The sequence below is a fragment of the uncultured Hymenobacter sp. genome (assembly GCF_964242765.1).
Classification (GTDB): Bacteria; Bacteroidota; Bacteroidia; order Cytophagales; family Hymenobacteraceae; genus Hymenobacter.
In genome coordinates this window covers 175174-189565 of record NZ_CAXTBM010000001.1, presented here as the reverse complement: position 1 = coordinate 189565, position 14392 = coordinate 175174, and the positions used below count along the sequence as shown (strand labels likewise).

The 14392-nt window shown below is 52.7% G+C and carries 9 protein-coding genes; 7 read left to right on the top strand and 2 right to left on the bottom strand.

Annotated features, from left to right (window positions below; genetic code table 11):
• The first annotated feature begins 131 nt into the window (after positions 1-131).
• Complete coding sequence (locus tag ACFE7X_RS00675) at positions 132-608, top strand: nucleoside deaminase (RefSeq protein ID WP_375433721.1); 477 nt, start codon at positions 132-134, stop codon at positions 606-608.
• Between the two features lie 347 nt (positions 609-955).
• Positions 956-5161, top strand: coding sequence for an Ig-like domain-containing protein (locus tag ACFE7X_RS00670; protein WP_375433720.1), 4206 nt, complete (start codon positions 956-958; stop codon positions 5159-5161).
• 153 nt (positions 5162-5314) lie between these two features.
• On the opposite strand, the gene ffh is transcribed toward ACFE7X_RS00670, so the two are convergent.
• Positions 5315-6673 carry a signal recognition particle protein gene (gene ffh, locus ACFE7X_RS00665; protein WP_375433719.1) on the bottom strand — a complete coding sequence of 453 codons (1359 nt, stop codon included), beginning with the start codon at positions 6671-6673 and terminating at the stop codon, positions 5315-5317.
• A gap of 332 nt (positions 6674-7005) precedes the next feature.
• On the opposite strand from ffh, the gene ACFE7X_RS00660 reads away from it, so the two are divergent.
• Together ACFE7X_RS00660 and pseB are read left to right on the top strand one after the other, a co-directional pair.
• Positions 7006-8316 (top strand): glycosyltransferase family 4 protein, encoded by a 1311-nt coding sequence (locus tag ACFE7X_RS00660; RefSeq protein ID WP_375433718.1) that lies wholly within the window; start codon positions 7006-7008, stop codon positions 8314-8316.
• Between the two features lie 166 nt (positions 8317-8482).
• A complete protein-coding gene (pseB, locus tag ACFE7X_RS00655) occupies positions 8483-9502 on the top strand; it encodes a UDP-N-acetylglucosamine 4,6-dehydratase (inverting) (RefSeq protein ID WP_375433717.1) in 1020 nt (339 codons plus the stop codon).
• A 215-nt stretch (positions 9503-9717) separates the two neighbouring features.
• Here the strand turns inward: pseB and ACFE7X_RS00650 are convergent, their stop codons facing one another.
• Entirely contained in the window at positions 9718-11172 is a 1455-nt protein-coding gene (locus ACFE7X_RS00650) for a T9SS type A sorting domain-containing protein (protein ID WP_375433716.1), read from the bottom strand.
• Between the two features lie 167 nt (positions 11173-11339).
• On the opposite strand from ACFE7X_RS00650, the gene pseC reads away from it, so the two are divergent.
• The 3 genes from pseC to pseG form a co-directional block, all read left to right on the top strand.
• The gene (gene pseC, locus ACFE7X_RS00645) at positions 11340-12488 is read left to right on the top strand and encodes a UDP-4-amino-4,6-dideoxy-N-acetyl-beta-L-altrosamine transaminase (protein ID WP_375433715.1); all 1149 of its coding nucleotides are present in this window, start codon (positions 11340-11342) and stop codon (positions 12486-12488) included.
• Between the two features lie 10 nt (positions 12489-12498).
• Positions 12499-13236, top strand: a complete 738-nt coding sequence (locus ACFE7X_RS00640; protein WP_375433714.1) for a cytidylyltransferase domain-containing protein — start codon at positions 12499-12501, stop codon at positions 13234-13236.
• Between the two features lie 3 nt (positions 13237-13239).
• A partial coding sequence (pseG, locus tag ACFE7X_RS00635; RefSeq protein WP_375433713.1) for a UDP-2,4-diacetamido-2,4,6-trideoxy-beta-L-altropyranose hydrolase occupies positions 13240-14392 on the top strand: 1153 nt, incomplete at its 3' end.

Genomic DNA, 14392 nt, shown 5'->3' with positions numbered 1-14392 from the left:
ATTTGTTTAAATATATAAATAGATAATTCAATCAACAGTTTTGCGCTATTGCCGGGCGCTCCATCACGCGTAGCGTACTTTGCAGTTCTAGCCTATTGGCTTTTTCCTTTCACCTTATTTCCATTAACAGCATGGAAGCTCCCAATCCTGACTTCATGCGCGAAGCCATTCGCCTTTCCATCGAAAAAATGCAGGCCGGCTACGGTGGCCCCTTCGGAGCCGTTGTGGTAAAGAACGGCACCATCATTGCGCGCGGCTTCAACCAAGTCACCAGCACCAACGACCCTACCTGCCACGCCGAAGTCGATGCCATCCGGAAAGCCTGCGCCACGCTTAACAGCTTTCAACTCGACGACTGCGACCTGTATACTTCCTGTGAACCGTGCCCCATGTGTTTGGGCGCCATTTACTGGGCCCGGCCACGCCGCGTGTTTTACGGCAACACGAAACAAGACGCCGCGGCTGTTGGCTTCGATGATCAGTTTATCTACGACGAAATAGAGAAACCCCTTGCACAACGCCGTATTGCTATGACCGAATTGTTGCGCGACGAGGCGGCCGCTGGCTTCCAAGCTTGGGAAGTCCAAGAAGGAAGAAATAAATACTAGGAATTATTATAAATTATTACACCCTGCATCAGCAAACTTAATGGTTTGTTGATGCAGGGTGTTTTGCATCCCGACAGTTGTCATACAAATTTAGAGGCTAAAACCTTGATAAATAGCATAAATCAATTGTCTTTTTTTGTTTTAAGAACTTTTTTCAACCAATTGGATATTATTGACCTATAAATAACAAAGTACAATTGCCTAACCTCAATAAGGCTTCTATATTTGCTTTGAGACCTAGGCTTGCTTAGACGTATGATTGGACTGGAGTTGATTGATTATGTTGGATAGTGTCCTTACAGGCTTGGCCCTGATATCTTTTAAGTAATTACCACAATCTGTACTACATGAAAACACTTTACCTCCCATTCAGTCGGATGCGAGCCTATCTGAAATCTTCCGGTAAAGCGCTAGTGCCAGCAGCCTTGTTATTAGGCTTGGCACATACTGCTCAGGCACAATTTCCCCGCAACGAAACGTTCAAAACCGACTCGGCACCTAATTTCACGCTTAGTGGCGCACGCCTCACTGGCACTGGCACCGCTGGTGATGATGCCATAGGCCAGGGCTATTTGCGCCTTACCAGCAATGCCCAAAATACTGCGGGTTCTATTGTCGATAATGTAGGCTTTGACGCTCCTGACGGCTTTACCATCTCTTTTGAATTTTTCGCTTACGGTGGTACCGGAGCTGACGGCTTCAGCGTATTCTTGGTAGATGAAGCCGGTCAGCCTAGCACCGGCGTCCGTATTGGTGCCACGGGCGGGTCGTTAGGTTACGCCCAGAAAACAATTGACCCCGTTGCCCCAGGCGTTTCCAGAGGATATATTGGTATTGGTATCGACGAATTTGGCAACTATGCCAACCCTACCGAAGGGCGCGTTGGTGGTCCGGGCCCCACTCCTGATGCGGTATCCATCCGGGGTGCTGGCGATGGTTCTAGCGCTACTGACTACCCTTATATCGCTGGCACAGCCTTAAACCAACTCGGCTTCAGCCTAGATGTACCTACTGCCCGAGCGCAACCGGGTTCCCCAGACTACCGACGGGCGTTTATTGACGTGGTACCAATCGGTTCTGGCGCTACTAGAACGTATCGGATAACTGTACGAATACAGCATGGTAACGTGGTTACCACAACTGTTGATAATGTTACTGTATCTACACCGCCAGACAGGCTCCGCTTAGGTTTTTCGGGCTCTACGGGCGGCTCGACTAACTTCCACGAAATTCGCAATTTGAATATCGTGCAGGCGCCGTTTGCCAACGATGACTTGGCGGCCACGCGCTACGACCAGCCAGTTACGGTAAACGCTATCAGCAACGATATATTTCCGGGCACCGGGTTTCAACTTGGCTCTCTAGACCTGGATTTCAGCACACCGGGCGTTCAGAACACGTTCGCAGTGCCAGGCGGCACTTTCACGGCCGATACTAATGGTCAGGTAACCTTCACTCCAACTGGGAGCTTCGCCGGGACGATAACCATTCCGTACACGGTTAGCGACGTACTTAATCAAACAACTTCCACTTCGAGCCCAGCCAACATCACCATTGTGGTGCAAGGGGCTGATGTAGCAACTACCGTGAGCGGTCCTACATCGGCCAACCCTGGCTCAATCATCACCTACACCATAAGCACGAGCAACCTCGGGCCGGTTACGGCCGAGAATGTGGCTCCCAGCCTGCAACTCACCCCTAACCTACCTGCTGGCAGCGTGACTCCATCCAGCGGCACTTACAATTCTGGTACGGGTGTGGTCACGTTCACGCCTGTCACCAGCTTAGCTAGCGGAGCCGCCCCAATAGTCAACTCCGTAACTTTTACGGTGCCCAACAGCGGCACCGTCACGGGCACCGCCGCTTCTACCAACTCCATTCCAGACCCGGTTACGGCTAACAACACGGCCATAATTATCACCACCATTGCGGGCATTGCTAATGTAGGCGTGTCCTGCGCCACGCCCGGCAAAGACGGTCCGTTGACTGTAACTGCGGCAAATCAGATAGTCAACACCTATTATTCGGGCAACCTATCTGTGGCAGCAGGCAGCACAACAGTACGAGTGGGGGCAGTACGCAACGCTGCTGGCACAGAGGTTCCGATAGCCGCCGGAGATGTTGTGCTGATTATGCAAATGCAGGGTGCCGACCTTAATGTTACGGACACCAATGCCTACGGCGACGGGGTGGCCGGTGGGGCGGCCAGTGGAAACTTAACAGCTAACCTAACGGCTGGCCGCTACGAATATGCTATTGTTGAGGGTACAGCAGTTTCTGGAACCAACACTACGCTTACGCTGAAAAAGCCACTTGCCTACGCTTACGAAAACGTCACTTTCGGCAATATATCGGGCACTCAAACTGGCCAGCGCCGCTTTCAAGTTATTCGGGTGCCGCAATATTCCACTCTTACCATTTCGGGAGGCAGCATAACGGGGGCCACCTGGAACGGTACCAGTGGGGGCGTGTTGGTCCTGGACGTAGCGGGCAAGACCGTTTTTAGCGGTACTGCCTCCTTAAACATGGATGCTAAAGGCTTCCGTGGTGGTGGTGGCAAAGCGTACACCGGTGTAGCTAACGGCTATAATGCGGACGACTATCTCAACCTAGCTATTGACTCTCCAGCTGGAACCTCATCCGCTGGAGCACATGGTTCGAAAGGCGAAGGTACAGCAGGGACTCCCCGATATGTGTATAACGGAGGAACAGTAACAACAAGAGCAGCTGCCGAAGGGTATCTGAACGGCAGTACCGCGCAAGGGGCTCCCGGCAACGCGGGCGGTGGCGCTACTGATGCTTCACCCACCAATAACAGTGGCAACTCGGGTGGCGGCGGCGGTAGTAACGCTGGCAAAGGTGGTAGAGGCGGTTATGGTGCCGGCACGGGCACTAATGGCAGTGGAGCCCGCGCCTTTGGCGGTGCTGCTTTCGCGGGTAGCTCTTCCGTGTTGGTGATGGGCGGTGGCGGCGGTGCTGGTGCAACCAATGCTACAACAGTGGCCGAATATCTGAGTAGTGGAGGCATCGGCGGCGGCATCATTATCCTGCGGACGGGTTTGGTAACGGGCACTGGCACTATAACGGCTAACGGTGGAGCTGCTCCTGGTGTACCCAATTCAACCGAAGGCGGCGGCGGCGGCGGCGCCGGGGGTACGGTAATGCTGCTAGCAACCCCTCCTACGGGCGTAGCGAATGGTCTTAATGGCTTAACGGTGAGCGCCAATGGGGGCCAAGGTGGCAGCGCTAGCACTAATTCTCCTACGGCCGTAGGTCCGGGGGGCGGCGGCGGCGGCGGATTCATCTACGCTAACAGCGCTTTAGCAGCTAGGTCAACAACAGCCGGTGCCAGTGGTGGCACTACAGATGGCACTTCGACAGCCTTCGGTGCTGAGGCTGGCGACGCGGGCAGTAGCACCACGGCTACTAGCGCGAATATACCTAACACTGTAGCCGGAACGGGTGGCTGCCTGCCTATGCTCACAGTAGGATTACGAACCTCCACTCCGAACCGAACCCGAGTGGGCGCGCCAGGTAGCGCCGTGAATCCGGCTTTGTACACCCTTACTGTTTCGAATACAGGAGGTGAAGCCAGCACCCTAAGCATCCTCGCTAGCTTGCCGGCTAACGTGTTCAGTTACGACAACAGCTATACACCGCAGGTAACTCTAACGCTAGCCGATAATACTTCAGGCACGCCAAGTGGCTTCACTGCCCCGACCGGTAGCAGTACGCCTAGCTTTGGTTTAGCTACTCTGCCGGCGGGCGCTACTATAAGTATTACATTCCGGGCTGCCATTGCGGCTACTGCCAATGACAACCAAGCTTATCAAGCCAGCGGCGCAGTTGCCTATATCAATCCATTGCGCACTACCGCCACTAGCACCATTCAACCTGGCGGGAACTACGCAGGGGGCACCGATGCTACCTCCGGAACCGCAGGCGGTTCCAATTACACAGCCACCAGTAGCACTGCCGAAGATGTAACCATCGCCCGGCCACTACCCGTAGAACTAAAGAGCTTCAATGTGAAGGCCGCAGATTTGAACTCCGAGCTGACCTGGGCCACAGCCAGCGAGCTACAGAACGACCACTTCGACATCGAGCGCAGCCTGGATGGGCATAGCTTCGAATCTATCGGGGCAGTGAAAGGCCAGGGCACAAGCGCCCACGAAACCTCCTACCGCTACACCGATATTGGCGCCGGCCGTTTATCGCTGAAGTCAATTTACTACCGCCTACGTCAGGTAGACCTTGATGGAGGCAGCAGCTACTCTCCGGTACGAGTAGTGAAATTCGAACGTGGAACGAAGGGCGCTATTGCGTTGTATCCGAACCCGCACCAAGGTACTGCTATGCTCGACCTCACGGCTTTGCCTGCCCTGGAGTCGCAGGTTGAGGTATTGGATTTATCGGGTCGAGTGGTTGGCAAGTTCCAGCTAGTCGGTGGGCTTGAGCACTCACTCAACTTGAATACCCTTCCGCTTGGCTCTTACTTAATTCGGGTGCGCAACGCAGAAACGGTTTTCACGCTACCGATGATTCGCAACTAGCATTTCCGAACCTTCATCAATGAAACTGGCCGCCGCAGACTTCTGCGGCGGCCAGTTTCATTGATGAAGGTTTGCAGACCAACTTCCCAAGGCAAGAGAAAGGCCCGTACGTACTATACGTACGGGCCTTTCTCTTGCCTTGGAAGCTAGCGTCTAGAACTTACCACCGCCTTTGCCCATACCGCCCATCATGCGGGCCATTTGCTGCATACCACCTTTGGTTTGGCTCATCTTGTTCATGGTCCGCATCATCTTACGCATATCCTCGAACTGCTTCATCAAGTTATTAACCTGCTGAATGTCGGTGCCCGAACCCTTAGCAAGGCGCTTGCGGCGCGAGCCGTTGAGCACATCTGGATTGGCGCGCTCGTGCGGCGTCATGCTCTTGATAATACTCTCGATGGGCTTGAAAGCGTCGTCGTCGATATCAACATCCTTGATGGCCTTGCTCATGCCGGGTATCATGCCTACCAGGTCCTTGAGGTTGCCCATTTTCTTGATTTGCTCTAGCTGCGAGAGGAAGTCGTCGAAGTTGAACTGATTTTTGCGGATTTTTTGGTTGATACGCTTGGCTTCGTCCTCATCGAACTGCTGCTGCGCACGCTCGACCAGCGAAATCACGTCGCCCATGCCCAGGATGCGCTGGGCCATCCGATCTGGATAGAACATATCCAGCGCCTCCATTTTCTCGCCCGTCGAGATGAACTTGATGGGCTTTTCTACCACGGCCCGGATGCTGAGCGCGGCCCCGCCACGAGCATCACCGTCGAGCTTGGTGAGCACCACGCCGTCGAAGTTGAGACGGTCATTGAACGTTTTGGCCGTGTTTACCGCGTCCTGCCCCGTCATCGAATCCACGACGAACAGCGTTTCCGAGGGATTGATGGCGCGTTTTACCGCTTCGATTTCGGTCATCATCTGCTCATCCACAGCCAAGCGGCCGGCGGTGTCAATGATAACGACTTTCTTGTTGTTCTTGCGGGCGTACTCGATGGCATTGCGCGAAATCTCCACCGGATTTTTGTTCTCGACTTCGGCGTACACCTCCACCCCAATCTGCTCGCCTAGTACTTGTAGCTGGTTGATAGCGGCTGGCCGGTACACGTCGCAGGCCACGAGCAGCACCGTGCGGTTCTGCTTTTTAATGAACGAGGCCAGCTTGCCGGCAAAGGTGGTTTTGCCCGAGCCCTGCAAGCCCGAAAGCAGCACTACGGCCGGGTCGCCTTTGATTACAATATCCTTCTTGTCGCCGCCCATGAGCAACGTTAGCTCATCGTAAACGATTTTGGTCATGAGCTGGCCCGGCGACACTGCCGTCAGTACGTCGCGGCCCATGGCCTCGTCCTTGATCTTGTCGGTGACTTCCTTGGCCACCTTGTAGTTTACGTCGGCATCAACGAGGGCGCGGCGGATTTCCTTGATGGTGGCCGCCACGTTGATTTCGGTGATACTGCCCTGGCCCTTGAGGGTTTTAAAGGCTTTATCGAGTTTGGTACTTAGATTATCAAACATTGAATCGGTGATTTACTTGATTTAGCTGTATTGAAAATGGCTTCTACTACGCAACCGAATAGGGTGCCCTAGCACTTAGGATACCATCTGAGTTACATGCGGATACAGATAGCGCGGCGGAAGCAATTTCCGTTGCGGCTTGTCCCAATCCAACTTGCTTAGAGCCATTTAACTCCTTGAAATCCCGTTGAACCGAAAGATTGTAGAGCTTTTCTACTTTCATAAAGGTTATCAGAGGAAGGGAGACGAATCCAGCTTTCAAAAGTAACCAGAAAACCCCAAAAGGCCGCGTCTGTGTACCTTCGCGCGTCTTACCGCTATTTGATCTGCTTGTGTCTGCCGCCCGTCCGCTCCGTCTGCTTGTTATTACTTACTACTGGCCACCTTCCGGAGGCGCAGGCGTGCAACGAAGCTTGAAGTTTGTGAAGCACCTACCCGGACTGGGAGTGGAGCCTACCGTAATCACCGTGGACCCAGCCCAAGGTGCTTATCCGGTGCTGGATCATTCCCTGGCCGCTGAGATACCCGCCAGCGTCCGGGTAATTCGGACGGGTACTTCCGAACCATTTGGGAGCTACAAGAAACTAACGGGGCGGGAACAGATTCCGTACGGCGGATTTGCCAGCGAAAGCAAAACCAGTATTACGCAGCAGCTTTTCAAGTTTGTGCGCGGCAACTTATTCATTCCGGATGCTCGGCGGGGTTGGAATTCGCACGTGCTTCGAGTTGTGGCCGAGTTGCTGGCACAGGGCGAAACCTTTGACGCAGTACTTACTAGTTCGCCCCCTCACTCCTCGCAGCTAATCGGGTTGGAGCTGAAACGCCGCTATGGCCTCCGCTGGCTAGCCGACTTGCGCGACCCCTGGACTGATATCTACTACCGCGCCGAAATCAATCAAACCGCGCCCGCTCGTTGGCTGGATGCCCGCTACGAGCGGCAAGTGCTCGAGCAGGCCGACATTGTACTCACTACTAGCGCCGACACAAAACGGCTATTCCTAGGCAAATCGGCGAAGCTCAAAGACAGCAAGTTTCATGTGCTGCCGAACGGCTATGATGAGAGTGATTTTCAGCTACCCTCCTGCCCTCCTACCGACGCGCTACTCATCACGCACACCGGCACTATTTCCGAAACCTACCATATTGAGCTACTGCTAAGCGCCGTGGCTGAGTGCCGCCGTCGTTGCCCCGATGTGCCGTTGCGACTGCGCTTTGTGGGCAAGGTGGCCGAAGGGGTGCAGCGGCAACTCGTGGAAAGCGGCCTCTCCGACGTCACCGAGTTACTGCCTTTTGTGCCGCACGACCAATCCGTGGGACACCTGCTGCGCTCGACCGTTCTGCTGATGGCCATTCCGGATGTGCCCCACAACTTCGGTATCCTACCCGGCAAAGTGTTTGAGTACTTGGCTGCCAACAAGCCTATTATCTGCGTGGGCCCAACCGGTTCCGATGCTGACCATCTGTTGCAGGAATGCGGGGCCGGCCGCGCCTGGCCGTATGATGCCTACGAAGCCATGCTCGAATACTTGGAATCACTTGTTGCACAATGGCGCATTAATCCCAACCTAGATCTGCCGGCTCTTAGCCACACGCGCTACTCCCGCCAGGCCTTAACCGAGCAGCTCGTTACACTTTTAGTGTAAGCGCTAGAATCACAGGTAAAGAAAACGGCAACCAGCAACGGCTTTGCTTTTCAGTTCCTGCCGGCTTTCTGCACTCCTTAAGTACACGTACCTTTGCCACCCGATTTGCCCGTGGGGCGCTGTGCTGCTTCATTTATTTCCCTTAGTCTCTCATCCCCATTCCCTAATGGCCCTCGATCTAACCAATAAATCTATTCTCGTTACCGGTGGCACCGGTTCGTTCGGCAAGCAGTTCGTGCAAACCGTGTTCGAGAAATTTCCGCAGGTCCGGCGCTTGGTGGTGTATTCGCGTGATGAGTTGAAGCAGTACGAAATGTCGCAGATCTTTCCGCAGTCCAAGTACCCAGCCATTCGCTACTTCATTGGCGACGTGCGGGATGGAGAGCGGCTGAAGCGGGCCTGCGAGGGGGTTGATATTATTGTGCACGCCGCGGCCCTCAAGCAGGTGCCCGCCGCCGAGTACAACCCCATGGAGTGCATTAAGACCAACATTTTCGGGGCCGAAAACGTGATAAATGCTGCCTTCGACTGCGGCGTGAAAGATGTAGTGGCGCTAAGTACCGATAAGGCGGCGGCTCCCATTAACCTCTACGGCGCCACCAAGCTCTGCTCCGATAAGCTGTTCGTGGCCGCCAACAATATGAAGGGTGCCCGGGATTTACGTTTTTCGGTGGTTCGCTACGGTAACGTAATTGGCTCGCGCGGCTCGGTGGTGCCCTTCTTTCTGCAACGCCGCCACTCCGGGGTGCTGCCCATCACCCACCCCGACATGACCCGCTTCAACATTTCGTTGGAAGAAGGCGTGAACCTAGTACTCTACGCGCTGGAAAATGCTTGGGGCGGCGAGATCTTCGTACCTAAAATTCCGAGCTATAAAATAACGGAAGTGGCGCAAGCCATCGGCCCGAATTGCCAACAGGAAATTGTAGGAATTCGCCCTGGTGAGAAGTTGCACGAGGAGATGATTACCTCGACTGATGCGCTGAGCACAGTGGAACTAAACAAATACTACGTGATTCTGCCCGCTGCTCCTCAGTGGAGCATCAACCAGTTTATCGCTCAATTCGATGGGCAGCGGGTCCCATTAGGTTTTCACTATGATTCGGCCAACAACACTCATTGGCTGTCAGCCGAGGAAATTCGGGAAGAAATTCGTTTGCACGTCGACCCTAATTTCACGGTTTAGACTATCGCCTCAACCCTCAAACCGGGTGCAGTTGATTCCACCCAGGCCATTCCTTGCTTATACTATGTAAAAAAGGACCGAGCAATGCTGGGAGAAATAACGTCAGAAGTAGTAAGCAAAAGGACCTTCTCAATTGAGAAGGTCCTTTTGCTTACTACTTCTGACGTTATTTCTCCGAAAGCTACTGTGGGCCGTCATTCACTCCCATCAGCTTGCTACTGAATGACAAGCTTCTTGCTGGTGAGGCCAGCACTCGTAGTGACCTGAAGTGTGTAGATTCCTTTTGGCATGGCTGGCAACTTCACGGCAGTGCCTTCTTCGTTGGTAGAAACGCGCAGCCTCTCTTGCAGCACTTTTTGCCCCAAGGCGTCGAAGACAGCCACCTCAGACGATTGCTTATGCAGAGTAGCTGGCAAGCGCACCCAAACCACATCCTGAGTTGGGTTAGGATACACCGCTACTTGTTCTGCCAACTTCTGCGACGCAGTAGATAAAGGTTGAGATGCAAATGCGTTGGGGAAGTTGGGTAGGCCAACCTGCGCTATTCGCTGCCCTAACGATACTGTGTTCAGAGTTAGTCCGCAAGCTGTGCCTAAAGAGTTGGGCGAATTAATAGCATGCAGAAAAGGAGTGTTGAAAGGAGCAATGTAGATTTTACGATCTGGTCCTACTTGTAACACCACAGATAGCCCTGACAAGTTCGCAATAGTTTGCTGCGAGTTACTGATAGCAGTTGACGAGCCTGCCAGCAGGTTGTATTGATAAATCGTACTCGCATACCCACCATCTACATAGGTGCTTGTATAAAGTCGAGAATTATCTGGCGAAAATTCTATCCCACAATAATGATCACCATAAGCTGGCAATGAAACGTAATTCGAAACACTCCCCGTTGAATTGTTAAAACTGTAGAGTTCGAACTGTCTATCTCTTTGAGCAAGTGCTAAGTGAGTTCCTAAAGGCGAAATTCTCATATAGCCAACAGCATTTGCTGCACCAAAAAAACTGCCACCTCCAGTGTGCACAGGTCCTACAGTACTTATAACTGGAGTAGCACTAATACCATCAGCAGAGAGCAAGAAGCTATAAAAAGTGTTGGACTGCCATCCATGAACTACAATCCAGTAGTCACGACCGTTGGAATGAAGTCCGGCTGTAAGCTTCTCAGTGACTTTGCCAGTAAGCGTAGGTGTGGGTAGGCGAATAGACTTCGAGCCTGCAACTACATCACCCAAGCCACCTCGCAATGACATATCAACAAGTGAGTAGCGAAGTCCGCCCACTAAATTGTTGTCAATAGCATCGACGATGAAGATGAAATATTGACTTGAATTGCCGGGGTGTTTCAGAAGTAGTGCCCCTTGAGAGGCCGATGTATGTCCACCAAGGTTGGTACCATTCGGCATGAGTTGATTGTTTGCATTCCATACATTCTCGCCATTACTATACATCACCAAATTTCCAGTGGAAGTGGAAATACTGGCACATGCTTCGTAGGAACTAAGCGAACTATTGGAAACAGCTATCGGACTTCCGCTGGCGAAGGTTACGCCGGCTTGGTTGCCGAAGTGCCAAATAGTAGCCTCTCGCTGGGCATATAGTGCAATAGGGGTACAAATACTCGCCAATGCCAAGATCAGCATTATAGATACTCGATAGAAGTGCTTCATTTTTGACTGGTAAGCTGGAACGGATAAATTTGAGAGTGATGCAAAAGAATATTTAGATGTAAAAATATTCCTGGTAAATGTAACATATTCACTAAATCAGTTGCAAGTACTTCCTGATTTATGACCTTTGTGCAGGTAGTCGAGCACCAAGTTTTTAAACTGTTTTCATGCCCCCTATACCCTACGGTCGTCAACATATCACGGAAGAAGATATTCAAGCTGTTACAGAAGCTCTTCGCTCCGATTTTCTAACGCAAGGCCCTAGGGTAATAGAGTTCGAGGAGAAGTTTGCAGCTTATGTTGGGGCCCGCTATGCGGTAGCAGTAAGCAATGGCACCGCGGCCTTGCACCTCTGCACGCTTGCTCTTCATGTACAGCCCGGACAGCGCGTTATTACTTCGCCTATCACGTTTGTTGCCTCGGCCAACTGCGTGCGCTACTGCGGTGGCGAGGTTCACTTTGCAGATATTGACCCAACTACAGCCCTAATTGATTTAAAAGCAGTGCGCACATTGCTTGAAGCTCATCCTCAAGGCTATTTCCATGGGTTGATTCCGGTCGATTTTGCTGGCTTACCAGTAGATATGGAGGAGGCCCGACGCCTAGCCGATGAGTTCGACTTATGGATAATCGAGGATGCATGTCACGCGCCAGGGGGCTTTTTCACTGACTCTCAGAACCAGAGACAACAATGTGGAAACGGCCAGTTTGCTGATCTGGCAATTTTCAGCTTCCATCCCGTTAAACACATTGCCACTGGCGAAGGCGGCATGGTCACTACTAACCGCGAAGACCTTTACCAGGAACTACTGAAGCTACGCACCCACGGCATCACCAAAGACCCCGCTCAAATGCAGCGCCACGATGGTGGCTGGTACATGGAAATGCAGGAATTAGGGTACAACTACCGAATGCCCGATATGCTCTGCGCCCTCGGTATCAGCCAATTGCGTCATGCCGACGAAGGACTAGCGCGGCGGCAACAACTGGCCGCCCGTTATGACGCCGCGTTTGCTGATTTACCCGGCGTGCGGCCTCTGGCTGCTGCTGCTGGCCATGCCTATCACTTGTATGTGATTCAGATTGAGGACCGTAAAGGTTTGTATGACTTTCTGCGGGAGCAGCAGATTTATGCGCAAGTGCACTACATTCCGGTGCACACTATGCCCTACTATCAGGAGCTAGGCTGGAAAACTGGTGATTTTCCAAGAGCGGAGCAGTACTATGCGCATTGCCTGAGCATACCTATGTTTCCGAGCTTAACAGATGAGCAGCAAGACTACGTTGTTGCCTGCATTCGAAAGTTTTTGTCGTAACGCTGATCCTGTGCAATCATCTTCTCCCCGTATTGGCATCATTTCACAAGCGCGAATGACTAGCACTAGGCTGCCGGGCAAAGTACTGCAACCAATTGCCGGGCGGCCGCTGCTACATTATCATGTGAAACGAGTGCTGCAAAGTGGCTTGCCGCTGTATCTGGCCGTAACCACAAACGCTGCTGATGACCCACTGGTTGAATTTGCTCTAGCTGCCAATCTACCCTTTACCCGTGGTAATGAACACGATGTATTGAGCCGCTATCAGCAATGCGCAACTCAGTACAACCTCGATATACTTGTACGAGTTACATCCGATTGCCCTCTATTAGATGGTGCGCTCATTGCGCAAGGTGTACACGACTATGTGCAGCAGAACGACCCGCGGCTTTATCTGTCAAACGTATTGCATCGTACGTATCCGCGAGGCCTTGATTTTGAAATCTTCTCGCGTGAACTAGTAGAAGAAGCGGCTTTAAAAGCTACACTAGATTCCGACCGGGAACATGTTACGCCCTACATTCATCAGAACCGGTCGGGGAAAGTTCGGTTCCAACACGTTGTTCTTCCACAGGACCACAGCCAATACCGCCTGACGGTAGATACAGCCGAGGATTTTCTCCTGATTCAGCAACTGATTGAGCAGTACCAGGCAGACACTCTCTCTACTGATTCACTCATTTCTTTGCTGGCTCAGCACCCGGAACTGGTCGCGCTGAATGCTCACGTCGAGCAAAAAAAGGTGTAGCGCATGGCTGGGAGCTTACCGCAAGTCGTATTTCGGGCTGATGCTAACCAGCGTATCGGCTTGGGGCACCTTATGCGGTGCTTGGCCCTGGCTGAAATGCTGCACCAGCAGTTTGCTTGCCGCTTTATAATTCGAGACTCAGATAGCGCTATACAAGACCAAATCCTAGCTAGTGGTTTCACCTATGATCTGGTTCCAAGTGGCCTGACGCTACTAGAAGAAGCTACTTGGCTCCAGCAACAGGTATCTGCTACCACCATCCTGGTATTGGATGGCTATGATTTCGATGATGCTTATCGCCGTGAACTCAAACGCACGTCGCGGGCACTAATTTGCTTGGACGATATGGGCACGCAGCACAGCTGGTGCGATGTTATCGTTAACGCTGCGGGAGGCATAACACGCGCTTTTTACTCCCCTGAACCGGGTGCCACCCTGTGCTTAGGACCAGCGTACGCCTTGTTGCGTCGGCCGTTTCGGGAGGCCGCGCTACGTCCAACTCACCAACCAGACACCAAGCGCATTTTTTTAAATATGGGCGGCGCTGACCCTCACAATCATACTTTATTGGTGCTGAAGCAACTACAGCAGCGCTTCCCCGAGCGAAAGGTAGCAGTGGTTACGGGGGCCGCTTATCCTCATCAACAGATTCTAAACGAGTACGCTGCTCATAAGCCAGCCGTGCGCTTATACCACAATCTATCAGCAGCGGCAATGGCCGAATTGTTGGCTAGCTGCGGGATTTTTGTGTGCCCACCGAGTGGCATGGCGTATGAATGCTGCGCACTAGGAGGACTGTTGCTGCTTTATCCTACGGCCGAGAACCAACGGCGCATTCTAGATTTTCTCGTCAATGCAAATCTGGCGCTACTATTCCCAAGTTTGCCTACTCTAGTTGATAATGCACTGCCTGACCTAGCCAGTGCAATGCAGATCCGGCAGCGGGCTATTTTCGACGGAGCCGCCGCTCAGCGCTATCAGCAGGTATTTGCAGCATTGCACCTCACGTATTCCCTATCCATTCGGCGGGCTACTACTGCTGATATGCGGCTGTATTTCACGTGGGCTAATGAGGCACGGGTACGTCAGCAGGCGGTGCACACTGCTCCCATTGCCTGGTCTTCGCATCAAGCTTGGTTTACCCGCCGTCTCACTG

What these genes read in the sequence shown, in the direction of transcription:
- ACFE7X_RS00675 (WP_375433721.1), top strand. Translation starts at nt 132, where the DNA reads ATGGAAGCTCCCAATCCTGACTTCATGCGCGAAGCCATTCGCCTTTCC.
- ACFE7X_RS00670 (WP_375433720.1), top strand. Translation starts at nt 956, where the DNA reads ATGAAAACACTTTACCTCCCATTCAGTCGGATGCGAGCCTATCTGAAA.
- ffh (WP_375433719.1), bottom strand. Translation starts at nt 6,673, where the DNA reads ATGTTTGATAATCTAAGTACCAAACTCGATAAAGCCTTTAAAACCCTC.
- pseB (WP_375433717.1), top strand. Translation starts at nt 8,483, where the DNA reads ATGGCCCTCGATCTAACCAATAAATCTATTCTCGTTACCGGTGGCACC.
- ACFE7X_RS00650 (WP_375433716.1), bottom strand. Translation starts at nt 11,172, where the DNA reads ATGAAGCACTTCTATCGAGTATCTATAATGCTGATCTTGGCATTGGCG.
- pseC (WP_375433715.1), top strand. Translation starts at nt 11,340, where the DNA reads ATGCCCCCTATACCCTACGGTCGTCAACATATCACGGAAGAAGATATT.